This is a genomic window from Pseudomonas marvdashtae (assembly GCF_014268655.2).
Classification (GTDB): Bacteria; Pseudomonadota; Gammaproteobacteria; order Pseudomonadales; family Pseudomonadaceae; genus Aquipseudomonas; species Aquipseudomonas marvdashtae.
The window spans coordinates 1,951,305-1,973,828 of the sequence record NZ_JABWQX020000001.1 but is presented as its reverse complement, the minus strand read 5'-3'; the positions used below and the strand labels follow the sequence as shown (position 1 = coordinate 1,973,828).

The 22,524-nt window shown below is 62.6% G+C and carries 21 protein-coding genes; 11 read left to right on the top strand and 10 right to left on the bottom strand.

Annotation, left to right across the window (positions count from 1 at the left end; translation table 11 throughout):
- The first annotated feature begins 7 nt into the window (after positions 1-7).
- The 7 genes from nuoI (at position 8) to HU742_RS09040 (ending at position 7,053) form a co-directional block, all read left to right on the top strand.
- Positions 8-556, top strand: coding sequence for an NADH-quinone oxidoreductase subunit NuoI (gene nuoI / locus HU742_RS09070; RefSeq protein WP_072392816.1), 549 nt, complete (start codon positions 8-10; stop codon positions 554-556).
- Positions 557-565: 9 nt separating this feature from the next.
- On the top strand, positions 566-1,066 hold the full coding sequence (gene nuoJ, locus HU742_RS09065) for an NADH-quinone oxidoreductase subunit J (RefSeq protein ID WP_186609331.1): 501 nt from the start codon (positions 566-568) through the stop codon (positions 1,064-1,066).
- 4 nt (positions 1,067-1,070) lie between these two features.
- The gene (nuoK, locus tag HU742_RS09060) at positions 1,071-1,379 is read left to right on the top strand and encodes an NADH-quinone oxidoreductase subunit NuoK (protein ID WP_003180046.1); all 309 of its coding nucleotides are present in this window, start codon (positions 1,071-1,073) and stop codon (positions 1,377-1,379) included.
- Complete coding sequence (gene nuoL, locus HU742_RS09055) at positions 1,376-3,229, top strand: NADH-quinone oxidoreductase subunit L (RefSeq protein ID WP_186642268.1); 1,854 nt, start codon at positions 1,376-1,378, stop codon at positions 3,227-3,229. Before nuoK ends, nuoL begins: the two co-directional genes overlap by 4 nt.
- A 39-nt stretch (positions 3,230-3,268) precedes the next feature.
- Positions 3,269-4,801 carry an NADH-quinone oxidoreductase subunit M gene (nuoM, locus tag HU742_RS09050; protein WP_186637688.1) on the top strand — a complete coding sequence of 511 codons (1,533 nt, stop codon included), beginning with the start codon at positions 3,269-3,271 and terminating at the stop codon, positions 4,799-4,801.
- Between the two features lie 7 nt (positions 4,802-4,808).
- Positions 4,809-6,272, top strand: a complete 1,464-nt coding sequence (gene nuoN, locus HU742_RS09045) for an NADH-quinone oxidoreductase subunit NuoN (RefSeq protein WP_186637690.1) — start codon at positions 4,809-4,811, stop codon at positions 6,270-6,272.
- 307 nt (positions 6,273-6,579) lie between these two features.
- On the top strand, positions 6,580-7,053 hold the full coding sequence (locus HU742_RS09040; protein ID WP_186637692.1) for a PA2171 family ribosome-binding persister protein: 474 nt from the start codon (positions 6,580-6,582) through the stop codon (positions 7,051-7,053).
- 53 nt (positions 7,054-7,106) lie between these two features.
- Here HU742_RS09040 and HU742_RS09035 read toward each other — a convergent pair whose 3' ends face one another.
- The 7 genes from HU742_RS09035 to HU742_RS09005 form a co-directional block, all read right to left on the bottom strand.
- Positions 7,107-7,985, bottom strand: coding sequence for a LysR family transcriptional regulator (locus tag HU742_RS09035; protein WP_186642267.1), 879 nt, complete (start codon positions 7,983-7,985; stop codon positions 7,107-7,109).
- A gap of 127 nt (positions 7,986-8,112) precedes the next feature.
- Complete coding sequence (gene ycaC / locus HU742_RS09030; protein WP_030141308.1) at positions 8,113-8,742, bottom strand: isochorismate family cysteine hydrolase YcaC; 630 nt, start codon at positions 8,740-8,742, stop codon at positions 8,113-8,115.
- Between the two features lie 43 nt (positions 8,743-8,785).
- On the bottom strand, positions 8,786-10,624 hold the full coding sequence (locus HU742_RS09025; RefSeq protein ID WP_186642931.1) for an amidohydrolase: 1,839 nt from the start codon (positions 10,622-10,624) through the stop codon (positions 8,786-8,788).
- Positions 10,625-10,742: 118 nt separating this feature from the next.
- Entirely contained in the window at positions 10,743-11,381 is a 639-nt protein-coding gene (locus tag HU742_RS09020) for an antibiotic biosynthesis monooxygenase (protein WP_186642266.1), read from the bottom strand.
- Entirely contained in the window at positions 11,374-11,787 is a 414-nt protein-coding gene (locus HU742_RS09015) for a DoxX family protein (RefSeq protein ID WP_186642265.1), read from the bottom strand. Before HU742_RS09015 ends, HU742_RS09020 begins: the two co-directional genes overlap by 8 nt.
- Complete coding sequence (locus HU742_RS09010; RefSeq protein ID WP_186609342.1) at positions 11,784-12,731, bottom strand: LysR substrate-binding domain-containing protein; 948 nt, start codon at positions 12,729-12,731, stop codon at positions 11,784-11,786. Before HU742_RS09010 ends, HU742_RS09015 begins: the two co-directional genes overlap by 4 nt.
- A gap of 60 nt (positions 12,732-12,791) precedes the next feature.
- Positions 12,792-13,613: an alpha/beta fold hydrolase gene (locus HU742_RS09005; RefSeq protein WP_186642264.1), complete on the bottom strand. Its 822-nt coding sequence runs from the start codon at positions 13,611-13,613 to the stop codon at positions 12,792-12,794.
- Between the two features lie 349 nt (positions 13,614-13,962).
- On the opposite strand from HU742_RS09005, the gene HU742_RS09000 reads away from it, so the two are divergent.
- Positions 13,963-16,773, top strand: a complete 2,811-nt coding sequence (locus HU742_RS09000; protein ID WP_186642263.1) for an ATP-binding protein — start codon at positions 13,963-13,965, stop codon at positions 16,771-16,773.
- On the opposite strand, the gene HU742_RS08995 is transcribed toward HU742_RS09000, so the two are convergent.
- Both HU742_RS08995 and HU742_RS08990 read right to left on the bottom strand, forming a co-directional pair.
- Positions 16,720-18,210, bottom strand: a complete 1,491-nt coding sequence (locus HU742_RS08995; RefSeq protein ID WP_186642262.1) for an ATP-binding protein — start codon at positions 18,208-18,210, stop codon at positions 16,720-16,722. The genes HU742_RS09000 and HU742_RS08995 overlap by 54 nt on opposite strands.
- 183 nt (positions 18,211-18,393) lie before the next feature.
- Positions 18,394-19,344, bottom strand: a complete 951-nt coding sequence (locus HU742_RS08990; RefSeq protein WP_186642261.1) for a GlxA family transcriptional regulator — start codon at positions 19,342-19,344, stop codon at positions 18,394-18,396.
- Positions 19,345-19,579: 235 nt separating this feature from the next.
- On the opposite strand from HU742_RS08990, the gene HU742_RS08985 reads away from it, so the two are divergent.
- From HU742_RS08985 to HU742_RS08975, 3 genes are all read left to right on the top strand, one after another.
- Positions 19,580-20,302 (top strand): pirin family protein, encoded by a 723-nt coding sequence (locus HU742_RS08985; RefSeq protein ID WP_186637707.1) that lies wholly within the window; start codon positions 19,580-19,582, stop codon positions 20,300-20,302.
- 281 nt (positions 20,303-20,583) lie between these two features.
- Positions 20,584-20,985, top strand: a complete 402-nt coding sequence (locus HU742_RS08980; protein ID WP_186637709.1) for a hypothetical protein — start codon at positions 20,584-20,586, stop codon at positions 20,983-20,985.
- A gap of 232 nt (positions 20,986-21,217) precedes the next feature.
- Positions 21,218-21,424: a hypothetical protein gene (locus tag HU742_RS08975; protein WP_186637711.1), complete on the top strand. Its 207-nt coding sequence runs from the start codon at positions 21,218-21,220 to the stop codon at positions 21,422-21,424.
- Between the two features lie 7 nt (positions 21,425-21,431).
- On the opposite strand, the gene HU742_RS08970 is transcribed toward HU742_RS08975, so the two are convergent.
- Entirely contained in the window at positions 21,432-22,475 is a 1,044-nt protein-coding gene (locus HU742_RS08970; RefSeq protein WP_186642260.1) for a GlxA family transcriptional regulator, read from the bottom strand.
- Positions 22,476-22,524: the final 49 nt, after the last annotated feature.

Below are 22,524 nucleotides of genomic sequence, written 5' to 3'. Positions count from 1 at the left end.
TTGACCCATGTTCAAATATATTGGCGACATCGTTAAGGGTACCGGTACCCAACTGCGAAGCCTGGTCATGATCTTCGGCCATGGCTTTCGCAAGCGCGACACCCTGCAGTACCCGGAAGAAGCGGTCTACCTGGCGCCGCGTTATCGCGGGCGCATTGTCCTGACCCGCGACCCCGACGGCGAAGAGCGCTGCGTGGCCTGCAACCTGTGCGCCGTGGCGTGCCCGGTCGGTTGCATCTCGCTGCAGAAAGCCGAGACCGAAGACGGTCGCTGGTACCCGGACTTCTTCCGTATCAACTTCTCGCGCTGCATTTTCTGCGGGTTGTGCGAGGAAGCGTGCCCGACCACCGCGATCCAGCTCACGCCGGATTTCGAAATGGCCGACTTCAAGCGTCAGGACCTGGTGTACGAGAAAGAAGACTTGCTGATTTCCGGTCCCGGTAAAAACCCTGATTACAACTTCTATCGTGTTGCAGGTATGGCCATTGCCGGTAAGCCGAAAGGCGCCGCGCAGAACGAAGCCGAACCGATCAACGTGAAGAGCTTGCTGCCTTAAGGAAGAAAGATGGAATTCGCTTTCTATTTCGCATCGGGTATCGCGGTGGTCTCCACACTTCGTGTGGTCACCAACACCAACCCCGTGCACGCCCTGCTCTACCTGATCATTTCGCTGATCGCCGTGGCCATGACCTTCTTCGCCCTGGGTGCACCGTTTGCCGGTGCCCTGGAAGTGATCGCCTACGCCGGCGCCATCATGGTGCTGTTCGTGTTCGTGGTGATGATGCTCAACCTCGGCCCTGCGGCAATCCAGCAGGAACGCGCCTGGCTCAAGCCCGGCATCTGGGCAGGGCCGGTGATTCTCGCCGCCCTGCTGCTGGGTGAACTGCTGTATGTGCTGTTCGCCCACCAGAGCGGCCAGGCCATCGGCCACACCACCGTAGACGCCAAGGCCGTGGGCATCAGCCTGTTCGGTCCGTACCTGCTGGTGGTCGAACTCGCCTCGATGCTGCTGCTTGCCGCAGTCGTCACGGCGTTCCATTTGGGCCGTAACGAGGCGAAGGAGTAATTACATGCCTGCTATCCCTCTCGAGCATGGTCTGGCGGTTGCCGGCATCCTGTTCTGTCTCGGTTTGGTCGGCCTGATGGTCCGCCGCAACATTCTGTTCGTGCTGATGAGCCTGGAGGTCATGATGAATGCCTCCGCCCTGGCGTTCATTGTCGCGGGCGCTCGCTGGGCGCAACCGGATGGACAGATCATGTTCATCCTGGTGATCAGCCTGGCGGCCGCCGAGGCCAGTATCGGCCTGGCGATCCTGTTGCAGCTGTACCGCCGCTTCCACACTCTCGATATTGACGCTGCCAGCGAGATGCGCGGATGAACCTTCTCTTCCTGACTTTCGTATTTCCCCTCATCGGTTTCCTGCTGCTGTCGTTCTCCCGTGGACGCTGGTCGGAAAACCTGTCGGCGCTGGTTGGCGTGGGCTCCATCGGCCTGTCCGCCATCGTCACGGCCTACGTGATCTGGCAGTTCAACGTCGCCCCACCGGAAGGTGGCCGGTACGTGCAGGTGCTGTGGCAGTGGATGGCGGTGGAAGGCTTTACGCCGAACTTCGCCCTCTACCTGGACGGCCTGTCGGTGACCATGCTTGGCGTGGTGGTCGGCGTGGGTTTCCTGATCCACCTGTTCGCCTCCTGGTACATGCGTGGTGAAGCCGGTTACTCGCGCTTCTTCGCCTACACCAACCTGTTCATCGCCAGCATGCTGTTCCTGGTGCTCGGCGATAACCTGTTGTTCCTGTACTTCGGCTGGGAAGGCGTGGGCCTGTGCTCGTACCTGTTGATCGGTTTCTACTACAGCAACCGCAACAACGGTAACGCCGCGCTCAAGGCATTCATCGTGACCCGGATCGGCGACGTGTTCATGGCCATCGGCCTGTTCATCCTGTTCCAGCAACTGGGCACGCTGAACATCCAGGAACTGCTGGTACGTGCGCCGGAGCACTTCAAGGCCGGCGACTTCTGGATCGTCCTGGCGACCCTGATGCTGCTGGGCGGCGCCGTTGGTAAATCCGCGCAACTGCCGCTGCAGACCTGGTTGGCTGACGCGATGGCGGGTCCTACCCCGGTTTCGGCACTGATCCACGCCGCGACCATGGTGACCGCCGGTGTCTACCTGATCGCCCGTACCCACGGCCTGTTCGCCCTGGCGCCGGACATCCTGCACCTGGTCGGCGTCGTCGGCGGCGTGACCCTGGTACTGGCTGGTTTTGCCGCCCTGGTCCAGACGGACATCAAGCGCATCCTCGCCTACTCGACCATGAGCCAGATTGGCTACATGTTCCTGGCCCTGGGCGTCGGTGCCTGGGAAGGCGCGATCTTCCACCTGATGACCCACGCCTTCTTCAAGGCGCTGTTGTTCCTGGCATCGGGTGCGGTGATTGTTGCGTGCCACCACGAGCAGAACATCTTCAAGATGGGCGGCCTGTGGAAGAAACTGCCGTTGGCCTACGCCAGCTTTATCGTCGGCGGCGCGGCCTTGGCGGCCCTGCCACTGGTCACCGCAGGTTTCTATTCCAAGGACGAGATCCTCTGGGAAGCATTCGCCAGCGGTAACCAGGGTCTGCTCTATGCCGGCCTGGTGGGTGCGTTCATGACCTCGCTCTACACCTTCCGCCTGATCTTCATCGCGTTCCACGGCGAAGCCAAGACCGAAGCCCACGCTGGCCACGGCATCGCCCACTGGCTGCCACTGTCGGTACTGATCGTGCTGTCGACTTTCGTCGGCGCCATGATCACCCCACCGCTGGCCGATGTGCTGCCGCAAAGCGTCGGCCATGCCGGCGGCGAAGCCAAGCACAGCCTGGAAATCGCCTCGGGCGCCATCGCCCTGGCGGGTATCCTGCTGGCCGCCCTGCTGTTCCTCGGCAAGCGCCGCTTCGTCACCGCGATCGCCAACAGCGGCATCGGGCGTTTCCTGTCGGCCTGGTGGTTCGCTGCCTGGGGCTTCGATTGGATCTACGACAAACTGTTCGTCAAGCCATACCTTGCGATCAGCCACATTCTGCGCAAAGACCCGCTCGACCAGACCATTGGCCTGATCCCGCGCATGGCCAAGGGCGGCCACACCGCCCTGAGCCGTACCGAGACCGGTCAACTGCGTTGGTATGCGGCTTCCATGGCGGCTGGCGCCGTGCTGGTTATCGGCGCCATCGTGCTGGTAGCGGTCTGATATGAACCTTGCGAACTTGCGAAAGGAAACGAGCCCGTCATGATTCTGCCCTGGCTAATCCTGATCCCCTTCATCGGCGGCCTGCTGTGCTGGATGGCGGAGCGTTCCAGCTCCACCCTCCCGCGCTGGATTGCGCTGCTGACCATGTCCCTGGAACTCGCGCTCGGCCTCTGGCTGTGGGCGACCGGCGACTATTCATTTGCACCGGCCCCTGGCGCCGACCCGACCTGGGCGCTTGAATTCAAGCATGTCTGGATCGCGCGCTTTGGCATCAGCGTGCACCTGGCCCTCGACGGCCTGTCGCTGCTGATGATCCTGCTGACCGGCCTGCTGGGTATCCTCTCGGTACTCTGCTCCTGGAAAGAGATCCAGCGTCACGTCGGCTTCTTCCACCTGAACCTCATGTGGATCCTGGGCGGTGTCGTCGGCGTGTTCCTGGCGCTGGACCTGTTCATGTTCTTCTTCTTCTGGGAAATGATGCTGGTGCCGATGTACTTCCTCATCGCGCTCTGGGGTCACAGTTCTTCGGACGGCAAGAAAACCCGGATCTACGCGGCGACCAAGTTCTTCATCTTCACCCAGGCTTCCGGCCTGATCATGTTGGTGGCGATCCTTGGCCTGGTGCTGGTGAACTTCAACAACACCGGCGTGATTACCTTCAACTACGCCGACCTGTTGAAAGTGCAGATGTCGCGCACCACCGAGTACGTGCTGATGCTGGGCTTCTTCATCGCGTTTGCGGTGAAGCTGCCAGTGGTTCCATTCCACTCCTGGCTGCCCGACGCCCACGCCCAGGCACCGACCGCAGGTTCCGTGGACCTGGCCGGTATCCTGCTGAAGACGGCGGCCTACGGCCTGCTGCGCTTCGCCCTGCCGCTGTTCCCGAATGCCTCGGCCGAGTTCGCGCCGATTGCCATGACCCTGGGCCTGATCGGGATTTTCTACGGTGCGTTCCTGGCGTTTGCCCAGAGCGACATCAAGCGCCTGATCGCCTTCTCCAGCGTCTCGCACATGGGCTTCGTGCTGATCGGCATCTACTCCGGCAGCCAGCTCGCCCTGCAAGGCGCGGTGATCCAGATGTTGGCCCACGGCCTGTCGGCGGCAGCACTGTTTATCCTCAGCGGTCAGTTGTACGAACGCCTGCATACCCGCGACATGCGTGAAATGGGCGGCATCTGGTCGCGCATCGCCTACCTGCCGGCCATCAGCCTGTTCTTCGCGGCCGCTTCCCTGGGCCTGCCGGGCACCGGCAACTTCGTCGGCGAGTTCCTGATCCTGATCGGCTCGTTCGTCAGCGCCCCATGGATCACGGCTATCGCCACGTCCGGCCTGGTGTTCGGTTCGGTCTACTCGCTGATCATGATCCACCGCGCCTACTTCGGCCCGGCCAAGTCGGATGAAGTGCTGCGTGGCATGGACGGTCGCGAACTGATCATGGTGCTCGGCCTTGCGGTGCTGCTGGTTTACCTCGGCGTCTACCCGCAACCGTTCCTCGACACCTCTGCCGCCACGATGCATGGCGTGCAGCAGTGGCTCGGCACCGCCTTCTCTCAACTCGCTTCGGCCCGGTAAGAGCGCTATGGAATTCACGATTCAACACTTTATCGCGCTTGCGCCGCTGTTGATCACCAGCGCCACGATCATCGTGGTGATGCTGGCGATCGCCTGGCGGCGCAATCACTCGCAGACCTTCCTGCTGTCGGTGGCGGGGCTGAACCTGGCCCTGCTGTCGATTCTGCCGGCCCTGAAAGTCGCGCCATTGGCGGTCACGCCGCTGATCCAGATCGACAGTTTCGCCTGCCTCTATATGGCGCTGATCCTGGTCGCCACCCTCGCCTGCGTTACGCTCGCCCATGCCTACCTGGGTGATGGCGGTTCGGGTTACCCAGGCAACCGCGAAGAACTGTACCTGCTGATCCTGATGGCCGCCGCCGGTGGCCTGGTCCTGGTCAGCGCGCAGCACCTGGCCAGCCTGTTCATTGGCCTGGAGCTGTTGTCGGTGCCGGTCTACGGCTTGGTGGCCTACGCCTTCTTCAACAAGCGCTCCCTGGAAGCCGGCATCAAGTACATGGTGCTGTCGGCGGCCGGTTCCGCGTTCCTGTTGTTCGGCATGGCCCTGCTCTACGCCGAAGCCGGCACCCTGAGCTTCGTCGGCATCGGCCAGGCCTTGGCGGCCACCGGCCTGCCAAGCCCGCTCGCGCAACTGGGCCTGGGCATGATGCTGATCGGCCTGTCGTTCAAGCTGTCGCTGGTGCCCTTCCACCTCTGGACCCCGGACGTCTACGAAGGCGCCCCGGCTCCCGTGGCGGCGTTCCTGGCCACCGCGTCGAAAGTGGCCGTGTTCGCAGTGATGGTGCGGCTGTTCCAGATCTCGCCAGTGGCCAGCAGCGGTGTGCTGAGCAACGTGCTGACCATCATCGCCATCGCGTCGATCCTGTTCGGTAACCTGCTGGCGCTGACCCAGAGCAACCTCAAGCGTTTGCTGGGTTACTCGTCCATCGCCCACTTCGGCTACCTGCTGATCGCCCTGATCGCCAGCAAAGGCCTGGCCGTGGAAGCCATCGGCGTGTATCTGGTCACCTACGTGATCACCAGCCTCGGCGCCTTCGGCGTGATCACCCTGATGTCCTCGCCGTACAACGGCCGCGACGCCGACGCCCTGTACGAATACCGCGGCCTGTTCTGGCGCCGTCCGTACCTGACCGCCGTGCTGACCGTGATGATGCTGTCCCTGGCCGGCATCCCGCTGACCGCCGGCTTCATCGGCAAGTTCTACATCATCGCCACCGGCGTCGAAGCCCACCAATGGTGGCTGGTCGGCTCCCTGGTGCTGGGCAGTGCCATCGGCGTGTTCTACTACCTGCGCGTGATGGTCACCCTGTACCTGATGGAACCGAACCTGCGTCGCCACGACGCCGAGCTGCACTGGGAACAAAAGGCAGGCGGCGTGATGCTGCTGGCCATCGCCGTGCTGGCGTTCTTCCTCGGCGTGTACCCGCAGCCGTTGCTGACTTTGGTTCAGCAGGCTGGGTTGACGGGCTGATTGCCTGAGCGTCACCGAACAAAAATGCCCGTATCCTGAGATACGGGCATTTTTTTTGTCTTTTGAATCGGCAGTGAGGATCTCCTGCGACGGTTTTTGCCCTTGGCGATCACCGCAGCGCAAAGTGCAACGCCGTTTCACCCCGTCTCATGCAGCCTGCACGACGGCGAAAATCAGCGGGAAGTTAACTCACTGTTTATAAAAGCTTTTTTAAAGCGTCTCGGCTGGCACGGCCGATGCAATCTACCTGGTACGCGGCGTCGGCGCTTGAAGCCTGCCCGCATCCGTGAATTGCCAGGAGCTACTTATGAACGCTATCGACCTGTTGAAAGCCGACCATGAACGTGTGAAGGGCATCCTGTCCCAATTGAGCGAGTCCACCGACCGCGCGCTCAAGAAACGCACCGAACTGTTGGCCAAGCTTGAAATGGAAGTGTCTATCCATACACGCCTGGAAGAAGAAATTCTCTATCCGGCCTTCAAAGCGGCGGGTGACAAGGAAGAGGCCGAGATGTATTACGAGGCCAAGGAAGAACACCGCACCGTGGACTCGCTGGTGCTGCCAGACCTGAAGAACACCGACCCTTCCCAGCCAGAATTTGCCGGTCGCGTGAAAGTGGTCAAGGAGCTGCTTGAGCATCACATCGAGGAAGAAGAAACCGAGATGTTTCCTAAAGCCAAGAAAATCCTCGGCAAGGCCAAGCTCGATGAACTGGGCAATCAGATGGAAGCCGTGAAAGCCCAGTACAAGAAAGAGTTCAGCGCCAACCTGGCCGCTTGATCAAGCGCCTTTAAGCTTCAGCCGTCCCAGGACGGCTGAATGCGTCTACGCCTTTATTGCATCTGCTCGCGCAGGAACTCAACCAACGCCTGTACTGGGCGGGAGCCCTGGCGATGTTGCGGATACACCGCCGACAGCGCCAACGGCTCGGTTTCGAAACCCTCCAGCACCTTGACCAGGCGGCCATCCTTCAGCGCGTCGGCGAGAATAAACGTCGGCAGGTAGGTAATGCCCATTCCGGCGATGGCCGCATCCCTGAGCAAGTCGCCGTTATTGGCCCGCATCCGCCCCGCTACTTCCAACGCCATCGGTTTTGCACCGCTCTCGAATCGCCATTGCACCTGACGGCTGTGACCGTAGGGCAAGCAGTCGTGATTGCGCAGATCTTCAGGGTGCGTCGGCGTCCCGCGCTGCGCCAGATAAGCCGGGCTCGCGCAGTACACCCGCTCGACGGTGGCGATACGCCGGGCAATCAACGTCGAATCCTCCAGCACACCGATCCGCAGCGCCAAGTCATAGCCCTCCCCCAGCAGGTCCACCGAACGGTCGCTCAGGTCCACCTCGACGCTGACGCCCGGATAGCGCTGCAAAAACAGCGGCAGCAGGCTACCCAAGTGCGCCACGGCGAAGGACAACGGCGCGCTGAGCCGAATGGTCCCGCGCGGCTCGCTGGTCTGGCCGCTGATGCCCTGCTCCACCTGTTCGACTTCACTGAGCAGGCGCAGAGCCGCCTCGTAGTAACGCTGGCCCAAGGGGGTGACGTCTAGCCGGCGCGTCGAACGATTGAGCAGGCGCACCCCGAGCCGCTGCTCCAGTTCCATGAGCTTGCGGCTGACGAACTGCTTGGACAGCCCGAGCTTGTCCGCCGCGGCGGTGAAACTGCCGGACTCCATGACCTGGGCAAAGATGCGCATTTCTTCGAAGGGGTTCATTGTCATTCCAGGGGTGGACAGTCACCGCCTTTATAGGGAGATTTCAAACCAAATACAAAACCTGCGGTTGTCGGCCAGAAAGAAAAATGCCCGCACATCGGCGGGCATCGTTCAGCCAGTCGACAACTTACTTGGCAGTCAGCGCCGAGTAGCTGTTCATCAGGTTGCGGTAGTTCGGAATGCGCTGGGACAACAGGTTGCCCAGGCCTTCGATGTCGTTGCGCCAGTCGCGATGCAGCTCACACGCCACCGAGAACCAGTTCATCATCTGCGCGCCAGCAGCGGTCATGCGCACCCAGGCGGCTTGCTGCACGGTTTCGTTGAAGGTGCCCGAGGCATCGGTGACGACAAATACGTCGAAACCTTCAGCCAGTGCCGACAAGGTCGGGAACGCCACGCAGACATCGGTCACTACGCCGGCGATGATCAGTTGCTTGCGGCCGGTGGCCTTGATCGCCTTGACGAAGTCTTCGTTGTCCCAGGCATTGATCTGGCCTGGGCGCGGAATGTACGGCGCGTCCGGGAACATTTCCTTGAGCTCCGGCACGATCGGGCCGTTGGGGCCTTGTTCGAAGCTGGTGGTCAGGATGGTTGGCAGGCCGAAGAACTTCGCCAGGTCAGCCAGCGCCAGTACGTTGTTCTTGAACTCGTTGGGCGAAAAATCCTGGACCAGGGAAATCAGGCCAGTCTGGTGATCGACCAGCAGGACCACCGCGTCGTCTTTGTTCAGGCGGTTGTAGGCGGGAACGTTGCTCATGGGATGACTCCTTTGGATGAATAGAGGGAAGCGGGTATGTCACTCAGAACGCAAAGCACGAACAGCCAAACGCGCCCCAGAAACCCTGGAAGTCGCTGACCGGCACGTTCGACAACCGCGCCCGTTCATGGCTGTGGGAATGCACCTTGCACGGGCCGCTGCACTGGTGCACTTGCGCCTGCAACGGCGAGGTCGGGCGCCAATGGCCGGGGACCTTGACCACCGGCGACCAGTCCGGCAGCACCGGGACGCTGGCCGGGCCGAGTTTTTCGAAGTCGCCAGCGGCGTAGACCACCTTGCCGTCTACCACGGTCAGCACCGACTCGATCCATTTGATGGCTTCTTCGTCGACGCTGAAGAAGTCCGCACTCAGGGCCGCCAGGTCCGCCAGTTGGCCGACCTTGATCTGGCCCTTCTTGCCCTGCTCCGACGAGAACCAGGCGCTACCGTGGGTGAACAGTTCCAGCGCGGTGAGGCGTGGCAGGCCCTCTTCGTGCAGGGAAAGACCGCCAACCGTACGACCGCTGACCATCCAGTACAGCGAGGTCCACGGGTTGTAGCTCGATACGCGGGTGGCGTCGGTGCCGGCGCCCACTGGTACGCCTTCGGCGAGCATGCGCTTGATCGGCGGCGTGGCTTCGGCGGCCTTGGCGCCGTAGCGGTCGACAAAATATTCGCCCTGGAAGGCCATGCGATCCTGGATCGCAATACCGCCGCCCAGCGCCCGTACACGCTCGATGTTTTTCGGCGTGATGGTTTCGGCGTGGTCGAAGAACCAGGGCAGGCCGTTGAACGGAATGTCGCGGTTGACCTTCTCGAACACGTCGAGCATGCGGCTGATGGATTCGTCATACGTGGCGTGCAGGCGGAACGGCCAGCGTTGCTCAACCAGATGGCGGACCACCGGCTCCAGATCCTGCTCCATGCCTGGCGGCAGGTCCGGACGCGGTTCGAGGAAGTCCTCGAAATCCGCCGCCGAGAACACCAGCATTTCCCCGGCGCCGTTGTGCCGCAGGAAGTCATCGCCCTGGTGCAGCTTGACGCTGCCGGTCCAGTTCTTGAAGTCGGTGAGCTCTTCCTTGGGCTTCTGGGTGAACAGGTTGTAGGCGATGCGCACCGTCAACTGCTGCTCGCGGGCCAGCTGTTCGATGACTTCGTAGTCGTCCGGGTAGTTCTGGTAACCGCCGCCGGCGTCGATGGCGCTGGTCAGGCCCAGGCGATTGAGTTCGCGCATGAACTGGCGAGTGGAGTTGACCTGATATTCCAGCGGCAACTTCGGCCCTTTCGCCAGCGTCGAGTACAGGATCATCGCGTTGGGCCGCGCCACCAGCATGCCGGTCGGATTCCCGTTGGCATCGCGAACGATCTCGCCGCCGGGCGGGTTCGGCGTGTCGCGGGTATAACCGGCGACGCGCAGCGCGGCGCGATTGAGCAAGGCGCGGTCATACAGGTGCAGGACGAACACTGGCGTATCGGGCGCCGCCTGGTTGAGTTCTTCCAGGGTCGGCATGCGCTTTTCGGCGAACTGGAATTCATTCCAGCCCCCCACCACCCGTACCCATTGCGGCGTCGGCGTGCGATCGGCCTGGTCCTTGAGCATGCGCAAGGCGTCGGCCAGGGAAGGCACACCTTCCCAACGCAGCTCCAGGTTGTAGTTCAAGCCGCCCCGGATCAAGTGCAAGTGCGAGTCGTTGAGCCCGGGAATGACGGTGCGGCTCTTGAGGTCGATGACCTGCGTGCCGCTGCCGCGCAAGGCCATGGCCTCGGCGTCGGTGCCCACGGCAACGAAGCGCCCCTGGCTGATGGCAACCGCGCTGGCACGAGGTTTCTCGCGGTCGACGGTGTGGAACTGGCCATTGAACAGAATCAGATCGGCGTTCATTGGATTTCCTTCTGAATGGGAAGATGAAAGAGACAGGCGTGGCCAGAAAGCCGCCGCCGCGCTGAGCAAGGATCCGGCGGCCAGTAATTGGCGGCGCAGCGGATCGGTCGGGTCATCTTTATTGGCCATGGCCGGGCTCCAGGTGCTCGTGGGTCTTGGACGCTTCCAGCCACGGCGCGAACAGACGGGTCGCCAGCGGCATGCACACGTACACCACCGAGAGCACGATGGTCACGGTGATCAGGAACGTCGCGACCACGTAGTTGGACAGGAAGGCGTTGAGTTGCAGCAACGGGCCCCAGAGCAACGGCACCAGCAAGGTATGCGGCAGGATGACCAGCAGCGTCACCACCGATTGCTTCCAGCGCGGCGGCGGCATCGAGGCATCGGCCAGCGGGGCGAACCAGAATTCCTTGTGCGGCGCGACTTCGGTCTGGTCGCCATCGGCCAAGAGCGGCGCGGCCTCTTCCACCAGCTCGCGTCGCTCGGGGGAATCGAGCCAGCGCTGCATGGCGTCGGTGGAGCAGAAACGCAGCACGCAGGTAAACAAGGACAACCCGCCCTGCTTGCCCCGGACCACGTCCACGCCCAGATGCCCGGGCCACTGACCGGCGACGCTGACGATGCGCCGCAACCAGGCTTCATAGGCACCGTCCTGGCCAGCCTTGATCCGGTGCTTGACTACCAGGGTGACGATTTCGTCGAAACCGGGTATCGCGTTCGGTGCGGTGGACTTGATGGTTTGAGATTCAGGCATGGCGAAGCACTCCAGCAAAACGCGTATTGATCGCCAGGCCACCAGGGCCGGCAATGAACACGCTGGTAAATACAATCAGCAGCAACCAGCCGAACTGCCCTTCCTCCAGGCTCCACTGCGGGTGCACCACCAGCAGCGCGACCGCCAGCAGAAACAGGATGGGCAGGCACGCCAGGCGCACCAGCACGCCGGCCATGATCAGCAACGGGCAGAGCACTTCGGCAAAGATCGCCAATATCAGTGTCGGGGCGGCGCCAAGGTGGAACGGGTCTTCGATGCGGCTCAGCTCGGTGCTGTAATTCAAAAGTTTTGGCAGGCCATGGACCCACAGCAGAAACAGCGCGCCACTCAGGCGCAGGAACAGCAAGCCCAGGTCCTGCATGCGGCGTTCGTCAAAGGTGTTCATCGGTGAGCTCCGGCCGGGTCCGTCGAGGCGGCTGCCGGCAGCGGTTGGGACATATGCGTGGCGATGCGCGAGCGCAACCAGCGTTCGGCAGGGTCGTTGTCATGCACACCGCTCCAGACCATCGACAACTCGGCGGCATTGATCTCGAACGGCGGGTCTTCGGCGCGCAAGGCGCAACCTTCCACCAGCGCGCAGGCGGCGTAGTCCGGCACGGTGGCGATCAGCTCGGTGCCGGCCAGCAGTGCGCGCAAGCCGCTGAATTGCGGCACCGCGAGCACGACTTTGCGGGCCCGGCCGATGCGCGCCAGGTCCAGGTCGATGTTGCCGCTCAGGTCGCCCGAGAACGAAACCATGGCGTGGGGACGCGAACAGTATTCATCCAGCGTCAGCGGCTCCGGACGCTTGTCGCCACGCAAGACCTTGCAGGGGATGTCCCGCAGTTTCTTGCGCTTGGCATTGGCCGGCAGGTCGGTGGTGTAACTGACGCCGACGCTGATTTCGCCGCTGGCCAGCAGCGACGACATCAACAGGAAATTGGCCCGCCGCACCACCACGATGATGCCTGGGGCCTCTTCGCGCAGTTGGCTCAGCAAGGGCGGGAACAGGCCGAATTCGGCATCGTCGGACAGACCGATGCGAAACACGTCGCAACTGGTGGACGGGTCGAACGCCTTGGCCCGGCTGACCGCGCCGGAGATCGTGTCCATGGCCGGTTGCAGCTCCTGCAGGATCGCCAGGGCTCGCGGCGTGGGCTCCATGCCGCGGCCATGACGGATCAACAGCGGGTCATCGAACAGATCCCGCAGGCGCCCCAGCGCCGCGCTCACCGCCGGCTGGCCCATGAACAGCTTTTCGGCGACGCGGGTCAGGTTCTTCTCGAACATCAGCGCCTCGAAGATCACCAGCAGGTTCATGTCGAGGCGGCGTAAATCGTTGCGGTTCATGGGTGTCGTTCCTGTTGGATGCCGAGTACCGGCGCAGGCGCAGGCCTGCGCCGGTACGCCTCAGCCCTGGATGAACGCCAGCAGGTCCGCGTTCAAGCGGTCCTTGTGGGTGTCGGTCAGACCGTGGGGCGCGCCTGGGTAGACCAGCAACTGCGCGTTCTTGAGCAGCTTGGCGGCCGCGATGCCGGCGGTTTCGATCGGCACCACCTGGTCGTCATCGCCATGCACCACCAGGGTCGGCACGTCGATGTTGCGCAGGTCTTCGGAAAGGTCGGTTTCCGAGAACGCCTTGATGCAGTCGTAGGTGTTCTTGTGGCCGGCGAGCATGCCCTGCATCCAGAACCAGTCGATCATGCCCTGGGAGACTTTGGCGCCCGGACGGTTGGCGCCGAAAAACGCGCTGGCCACATCTTTGTATAGCTGAGAACGATCGGCCAGTGAGGCTTGGCGGAAGCCGTCGAACACCTCGATGGGCAATCCGCCGGGGTTGGCCGCAGTCTTGAGCATCAGCGGTGTAACCGCCGAGATCAGGCCAAGCTTGGCGACTCGGGCGGCGCCGTGACGACCGATGTAGCGCGCCACTTCACCACCGCCGGTGGAGAAACCGAGCAGCACCGCGTCCTTCAGGTCCAGGCGCTCGATCAGCTCCGCCAGGTCATCGGCGTAGGTGTCCATGTCATTGCCGTCCCACGGCTGGCTGGAACGTCCGTGGCCCCGACGGTCATGGGCGATCACCCGATAGCCGTTGGAGGCCAGGAACATCATCTGTGCCTCCCAACTGTCGGAGTTCAATGGCCAGCCATGACTGAAGACCACCGGTTGGCCACTGCCCCAGTCCTTGTAGTAGATCTCTGTGCCGTCGCGGGTGATGAACGTGCTCATGACATGACTCCTTGAGGTGGGTGGAGGCTTCATGGTCCGGTCACAGGGGGCGTTGGCGTGAGTTAAACGTTGTTAATTTTTTCGCAATCGAGGCGCTTTTGTGGCGAGGGAGCTTGCTCCCGCTGGGCTGCGTAGCAGCCCCCGAACTGTCACCTCGGTGTGCCAGATTTATGGGGAAACGGGCTTTTGGGGCCGCTTCGCGACCCAGCGGGAGCAAGCTCCCTCGCCACGGGAATCGGCGTTTACCCATCGGTCCATGGAAGCTCCTTACCGTTGCGCTGGGCGCAAAACCTGAGGAATATGCTCAGGTACAGCCCATGACCAGGGGAACAGAACAATTGAGCACACCATGAGCCAATACCTCAGCCTGCCCGTCGAACAGACGCTGCATTTCGGCCCTTATCGGGTCCATCCGCGCCAGCGCCTGGTGCTGGAGGGCGGGCAACCGTTGCGCCTGGGGCGGCGGGCGGTGGAGATTCTGCTGGTGCTGCTCGAACACGCCGGCCAAGTGGTGAGCAAGCAGCAACTGATCGCTCGTGTCTGGCCCAAGAGCGTGGTGGAGGACACCAATCTGCGGGTTCACGTGGCGGCACTGCGCAAGGCCCTGGGCGATGGGCAGGCCGGCCAGCGCTACATCGTCACCGTGGCGCAGCGCGGCTACAGTTTTGTCGCGCCGGTGACGTTCGAATCGCCCGAGCAACTGGCGCATATCCCGCACCCTTCGCTGGCGCGCAATCTGCCGCCGCGCCGCACCCGCATGATCGGCCGCCAGGGCATGGTCGAGGCGCTGGTGGCGCAACTGCCGCGAAAACGCTTCATCACCCTGGTGGGCAGTGGCGGCATTGGCAAGACCACCGTCGCCCTGCGGGTCGCCGAACGGCTGATCGGCCATTACCGTGACGGCACTTATCTGCTGGACCTGGCCTCGCTCAACGACCCGGCCATGATCGCGCCCAACCTTTGCGCCCTGCTCGATCTATCGCTGCAAGACGGCGAGCCGCTTGAGACCGTCATCCGGCCCCTCAAGGAGCGCCACTTGTTGCTGGTGATCGACACCTGCGAACACCTGATCGACGCCGTTGCCCTGATCTGCGAGACCTTGCTGCGTGGCGCACCGCATTTGCATATCCTGGCCACCAGCCGCGAAGGCCTGCGCGCCGAAGGCGAACACGTGCAACGCCTCGACTCACTGGCGCTGCCGCCACGGGGCATGGCCATTGAAGGTTATCCAGCCCTGGCTTACCCGGCGCTGCAACTGTTCGCCGAGCGGGCGATAGCCAGCCAGGACGATTTCGAGCTGACCGATCATGAAGTGCCGATGGTGGTGGATATCTGCCAGCGGCTGGATGGCATTCCCCTGGCGATCGAACTTGCCGCGGCCCAGGTGGGGCGCTTTGGACTGCAAGAGCTTTGCCGGCAATTGCAGGACAATGTCGCCCTGCTCGACCATGACATTCACGCCAGCGCACCGCGCCAGCAGACGCTGCGCGCCACGCTGGATTGGAGCTTCGCGCTGTTGACCGCTTGCGAGCAGACCTGTTTGCGACGCCTGGCCGTGTTCATGGGCAGCTTCAATCTCGCCTCGGCCGCGGCGGTCATTGTCGGCCAGCATGTCGCGCCCAGCCAGGTACTGGTGTCGGTCAGTCAGTTGGTCGCCAAATCCCTGCTGAATGTCGAGATCGGCGACGAAGAGGTGCGTTATCGCCTGCTGGACACCACCCGCAGCTACGCCCTGGAGAAGCTGATCGACGCAGGCGAACTCGCCGCCAGCCAGGAGCGCCACGCCGAGCGCTGCCTGACGCTCATGGAGCAGGCCGAGAAGGATTGGGACACCACGCCCACGCGGCTTTGGATCGAACGCTACGCGGCCTACCGTGACGACATTCGCGCGGCGCTGGACCGAGGGCTGGGCCCGCACGGTTCCCACAGCGTGGCGATCCGCCTGACCGCCCGCACCCTGCCCCTCTGGCAAGAGCTGTCGCTGCTCAGAGAGCATGGGCTTTACGTCAGCAAGGCCCGGCAATTGCTCAGGGCCGGTCCCTCGCCGTGCCCGAAATTGACCCTCGCCCTGGAGCTGGCCCACGCCAGTTTCAACTACCACACCGAGGGCGGCACACCTGCCACCGTCGAGGCGTTCGTCGCGGCCCGGCAATTGGCCTGGCAATGCCACGATTTACCCGGCGAGCTGCGGGCAGTGTCGGGCCAAATGACGGTCAACCTCAGCCGCGGTCGCTACCAGGAGGCGCTGGAACAATGGCTGGCCTTCGACCGGCTGGGGCTGCCGGGCGATCCGGTCCTGTCCTTGAGCGCCCAACGGTTGCGGGTGCTGGCGTTGCATTTCACCGGCGATCAGGGCGCGGCGCGGCACCACGCCGAGCAGGTCATCCAGCGCCTGGCCCAAAACGGCCACCCGAGCCGCTTCACCCACGGTTTCGGCGTGCAATACGAACAGAGCGTGGCGGCGCTGACCATCCTGGCGCGCATTCTCTGGCTGCAAGGGTTCGCCGAAAAAGCCCGGCGCACCGCCGACCTGGCGCTGCAAATCGCCCTGCAGATCAACCACGGAACCTCGATCTGCTACACCCTGGCGACAGCCGGTTGCGTGATCGCCCATTACGCTGGCGATCACTTGATCGCCCGGGAACGGCTCGATCTCTTGAAGTGCCAGGCCAGGAAGCATTCGGTGATGCTGTTCCATGACTGGGCCTGCCATTACGAACGCGCATTCGATGACGCGCCCCTGGCGACGTACCCAACCAACACCAGCCTGATCGAGGACATCGTCGTGACGCTGCGGCCAGAGGCCGTCAGCCCGCGGCAGATCGAGCGCGCCCACAGCGGCGCCGCAGGCTGGTGCTCGGCGGAGATCCTGCGGGCCACCGCTCACGTCTTGCTGGCGCAGAATGACCCGCCTGTCGAAAGCCAAGCCGAAGCGCTGCTGCTGGCCGCGCTGGACGTGGCCAGGCGTCAAGGCGCGCTCGCCTGGGAATTGCGCAGCGCCCTGTCGCTGGCCCGACTGTGGCAGCGCCAGGGCCAGGACGAGGCCGCCGAGGATGTGCTCGCCCGCGTCTATCGGCGCTTCACCGAAGGTTTCGACACGCCCGATCTAAAAGAAGCCGACGCGCTGCTCCAGTCGCTGGCCCGGCGCCTCGGGTCGTGACCGGCGCACCTGCAACGCTTGTTGCAGCGCGTAGCGTCGATGCACGAGCTGCCATTGCCCACTGCCGCGCAGCTTTTCCAAGGCATAGGCGCGGGTGGTGCGCAGCAGATGGTAACGAGTCCCTTCGGCACGTTGCTCGACCATCACCAGCGACTGGGCGACCAGCCGTGACAACAGCCAGGGCAATCGAGCGGTTTTCACGTCCACGCAACTGGCCACGGCCATCACCGCCTTGAGCGTGAACGGCACTTCGAACACCGCGAGGCGTTGGAAAACCGTTCGTTCATCGTCACTCAAGCGTTCGAAACTCCAATCCAGGGCCGCTTCCAGGCTTCGGTGACGCGCCTCGGCGGTGCGACGCCCATGGCTCAGCAGCGACAGACCGTGGTCCAACTGCTCGAGAACCCCGGCCACGCCCAGCACGTCCACTTGCGCCGCTGCCAATTCCAGCGCCAGCGGCAACCCGTCCAGGCGCCGACAGATCCGCGCCAGGGGGATCAGGTCGCGCTCACTCGGCTTGAAATCCTGCTGGCGGGCGCCGACTCGATCGATCAACAACTGCACCGCCGGACAGGCCAGTATCTGATGCCCAGGCTCGCGGGACGAGGCCGCCGCCAGGCCGGGCAATTGCACGACATTTTCGTCAGCGAGATCGAGGGCTTCGCGGCTGCTCAATAGCAGCGATACGCCCGGCGCCGCTGCCCGCAGCGTCGCGGCCAGTTCCCGGCAGGCGCCGATCAGGTGTTCGCAACCATCGAGCACCAGCAACATCCGACAGGGTTGCAGTCCCTGGGCCAAGGCGCCGCCGGTCAGGCCAAGGGCTTGGGCAATCCGCATCGGGACCTGCGCCGCGTCGTTGATGGCAGCCATATCAATGAACCAGGCGCCGTCGGCAAAGTGCTCCAGCAACAGCTCTGCTGCGCGCAGCACCACGGTGGTCTTGCCGATACCACCCGGGCCGACGACGGTGGTCAGCGGCTGGCGGGGCACTTCGACCAGCAAGCGGCCCAGGACTTTGTCGCGACCGATCACCGGACTCAGGCGCGCGGGCAGATTGTGCCGCGCGGACGGCGGCGTGCCGGGTGGTTGCGCAACTGACTCCAACGCCAGCGGCACGGCAAAACAGTAGCCCTGGCGGGGGTGATTGAGGATGTAGCGTTGGCCGTCACGGCCCTCGCCAAACGCTCGCCGCAGCGCCGCGATATGCACCCGCAGGTTGATGTCTTCCACCACGCTGTCGGGCCAGACGCGGGCAATCAGCGTTTGCTTGCTGACGAAGGCACCGGCGTGCGCTACCAACACTTGCAGAATATCCAGCGCGCGACCGCCCAGCGCCAAGGGACTTGCGTCACGGGTAACCAGTCGCTGCTGGCGATGGAAGACAAACGGACCGAAGCACACCGTCGGCTCGGTGCAGGGTTTGACGAAACTGTTCATAAGCGATCCTGCGCCAGATGACCGGTCCAGGCAGGTCGTTGCGCAACACCGCACACGTCTGCCCTGGCTCTTGCGCATCCTTTCCAGAGGGTTCGCCGTTATCTTGGCAGTCATCGGCGAGAGAACAATGCTGGCACAGGACTCATCACGGACATGACGGTGCCCAGGACGGACACCGGAGGCTCAACTGAACTGCTGTCGGTACTGGACCGGGGTCAGGCCGAATTTTTCACTGAACAGCAGGCGCATGTGCCGGACACTGCCGAACCCGCTGCGAAAGGCCACGGTCTTGAGCGGAAAGTCGGTGGACTCAAGCAACTGCCGCGCCCGATCGATCCGCGCGCCCTGCAGGAACTCCATGGGCGTCATCTTGACTTCCCGGACGAATACCCGGGCAAAATGCCGGGCGCTCATGGCGGCCAGGGCCGCCATGCGTTCGACGGTGAAGGGTTCTTCCAGATGCTCCATCACGTAGTTCTGTACGCGTGTCACCGGCGAATCCTGGGTCGCGATCACCGCTACCGACGGACTGAACTGCGCCTGCCCGCCCTGACGCTGCATCACCACCAACAATACCTTGGCGATATCCAGCGCGGCTTTGCGCCCATGGTCCTGGGCGACGATGGACAAGGCCATATCGATGCCGGCCGTGACGCCGCCCGACGTGATCAGGCGCCGGTCTTGCAAAAAGATCTTGTCGGTCTCGACCAATGCCTGGGGGAAGCGCTGGATCAGCCGCTCGGTGTAGTGCCAATGGGTGGTGACGCGGTGCCCGTCCAGCAGGCCCGCTTCACCGAGCACAAAGGCGCCGGTACAGATCGAACCGTAGCGAGTGGCCCGTTGGGCCGAGGCCCGCAACCAGGTGTGCAAGCCTGGATGCCGATCGTTGTAGGCGCCAGGGCCGCCCGGCACCAACAATATGTCGTAGGCAGCCCAAGCCTGGTCGATATGGATGTCGGCCTGGACCGTCACGCCATTGGAGGCCCGCAGCGGGCCTCGCTCGGTGCCCAGGGTCAGCAACTGATAGCGTTGATCCGGCCCGAGAAAACGATTGGCGATGGAAAACACTTCGAGAGGCCCGGCCATGTCGAGCAGCAGGAAATCGGGGAATAACACCATCGCAACGGTTTTCATGGATAAGACGCCAGAATCGAGAGGACACTGCTGCCAGCTGACACTGGGCCACAGGGGAACAACGGGACAGTGGCTGGCATTATGACGAAGCGAAGCACCGTCGGCGAGATTGTCCACTCAGAACGGACAGTATTTCGCCATTCAACCGCTTATTGAACCGCCGGATAACCATTAACCTTCTTCTGTACCCGGCGAACGGCCACGGCCACCGCCCACTGAAACCAGGAGAATCCTCATGCTGACCCTTCGCAAAGCGACTGAACGCGGTATCGCCCGTCACGGCTGGCTGACTTCGTTCCACACCTTTTCGTTCGCCAACTACCGCGACATCAACCAACAGGGTTTTTCCGACCTGCTGGTGATCAACGACGACCGCGTCGCCGCGGCCAAAGGCTTCGGCCAACACCCGCATCGGGACATGGAAATCTTCTCCTATGTGCTCGAAGGCGCGCTGGAGCACAAGGACACCTTGGGGACAGGCTCGGTGATTCGCCCGGGCGATGTGCAACTGATGAGCGCCGGCAGTGGCGTGGCCCACAGTGAGTTCAATCACAGCGCCGACGAACCGGTGCACTTCCTGCAAATCTGGATCGTGCCCAATGTCGTGGGTGCCACGCCGCGCTACCAGCAGGAACATTTCAGTACCGAACAGAAACGCGGCCGCCTGCAACTGATCATCTCCCCCGACGGCGCCGAAGGTTCGCTGCATGTTCGTCAGGACGCACGGGTGTATGCCGGGCTGTTCGATGGCGAGGAAAGCGCCACACTGACGTTGGCCACTGATCGCTACGCCTATGTGCACGTGGCCCGAGGCAGCGTCGAGCTCAATGGCGTGGCGTTGCAAGAAGGCGATGGCGTACGAGTGCGCAATGAGCAGGTGTTGACGCTGGCCAATGGCGACGACGCCGAGGTGCTGGTGTTTGACCTGCGCCCGCAGGAACTGCCGCAAATGCCATGAGGCCCACGTCGTGACGCTATCGATGAACCGGTGGGAGCCGCTCGCTCCCGCTGGGACTCATCGTCTCACTCGTTCTCCAGCGCACACGCCGCGATATGATTTCGCTTCCCGTATTGCGGCGTCTACGGCGAAGGCTTAAAGTTCCGAGGCACTTACCCTGCCCGACCAACGGCCAGGATCTGTCATCACACTGCCATATTGACTCGCTGTCACAAGCCAAGCAAAATGATTGCACTTGGCCATCAGCGCTTGAGTACAGCTCATTTCACGGAAGAAAAGAAATGAAAAAGGTTATTTCGATGGGCATTGCTTTCGCAGTATGCCAAGCGAATGCAGACGTACAGAAAATTCAATACGCCTACGATGACTCGAATGCCGAGTACGCCATCGTCTCGTTTGTTGAAAGTGGGACGGCTGTCCAGGCGACTGTAAAAAGAACCGGTGCCTATTTCACCAATTACACCAAACTGGAACTCGATTGCACCGATGGAAACGTCCGCCATATGGGCATGTACAGCAGTCTCGAAGGTTTGGAAAAAGCCGAATTCGATCAGATGCAAGGGCGAATCGTCGAGGGTTCGATCGCTGATGAAGTGGGGAAAATACTCTGCAAAGGCACAACCCTGACCGCCACACAGACGGAAGAAGTGCCGGCCGACCAACCGTCGGACGATAAAAGCTGAACCCAACGCCACTAGCCTGCGGCGTCGCCATTCGCACATGTGCGGATGTCATTACAGAGCGAAGTTTCCTGCAAGCTCTCTGACATGGAATGTCTGCGTAGTTGATCGGCAAGCCTTGCAGCGATGCGCCATCAACGACTTGAGACCTCTTTTATTTCTGCCCAGACAGAAAAAAAGCCAACCTGACTGATAGCCTGAAACACCTGCCCTTGTCGGCGGGCGGGGAACTTTGATGCACGCTAAAAAGATATTCGAACTCCTGATGTCGTCGCTGGCCTATGTCTTGATCTCGCTCCTTTGGTTCGCCTACGCGGTGCCAGGGATGCTCGAATTGGATTCTGATTTTTCCTTGATAGCGGCCGCCTGCGGCTCGATCATCTGGCTGTGTGCCACGGGCTGTATAGCGTTGTACCTCGTTCAGAAGTCGCGCCCGGCCTGAAGGCCGCTCACTGCGATACTTGCTTTCGCCCGAATGCCGTGCGGTAGCTGCCGGGCGGAACGCCAAAAAAATCCCGGAAGCGTCGTTGAAAATGTGGGGAGCTGACGAAGCCCGTTGCGACGGCGATTTCGGTGACCGATCGATTGGTTTGCTGGATGAGCTGGCGCGCCCGAGTCAGGCGCAGCTCCAAGTAATAGCGTGTTGGCGTCGCACCGAGGAACCGGCAGAACCGCCGCTCCAACTGGCGCTTGGAAACCTTGACGCAAGCCGCCAGCTCATCGATCGTCAACGGCTCCTCGACGTTCTGCCACATCAGTTCCAACGCCAGCTTGAGACTTTCCGGCAGCGTCGGATCCGTCTCGACGAAGATCGGCGGCAGGTCCGTGGCGTCATCGCCTGATTCGTCGCAACGAAGAATCTCCTCGATTGCCCCCACCAACGCCTCCCCGCCCGTGCGACGGATCAGCTGGAGCATCATGCGCAGCGAACTGTTGGCGCCCGCGCAACTGACCCGCTCGCGGTCCACCACATAGGCGCGGCTGGTGACTTTCACATGGGGGAACATCTCGGCCATCGTCGCCCGACTTTCCGGATGGACCGCGCATTCGAAACCGTCGAGCAGGTTCGCCTCTGCCACAAAAAACACGCCGTTCCACAACCCACCCACTATGGCCCCGGACGTTGCATGGGCGCCCAGCTTGCGCCGCAACAGCGGCGTGCCTTGCAACTTCACGCGAAAGCCCCCGGCGACAATCAGCACGTCGAGGTTATCGGGTAACTGAGCCAGTTCGATGTCGGTGGAAATGACGATGCCCAGGTCACTCGTCACCTGCCCGCCCGAAGCGCCCGCCGTCAGCACTTCATAAAGCGGCATGTCGCTCATCAGGTTGGCGGTGACCAATGCGTCCACCGCGCCGGTAAACGACATCATGGAAAAGTTGTCCATCAGCACAAACGCGACGCGCACCGGCGCTTGTCCGACAGGCGCAGCCCCTTGAGGGCGATAGGCCATGTTCTTGTTCTTGAGTACGCTTTCGAATGCGCTGGGCATGGGGCCTCGTGAGACAGGAAGGCGATCTGGACCGGACCCGGGCGGATTG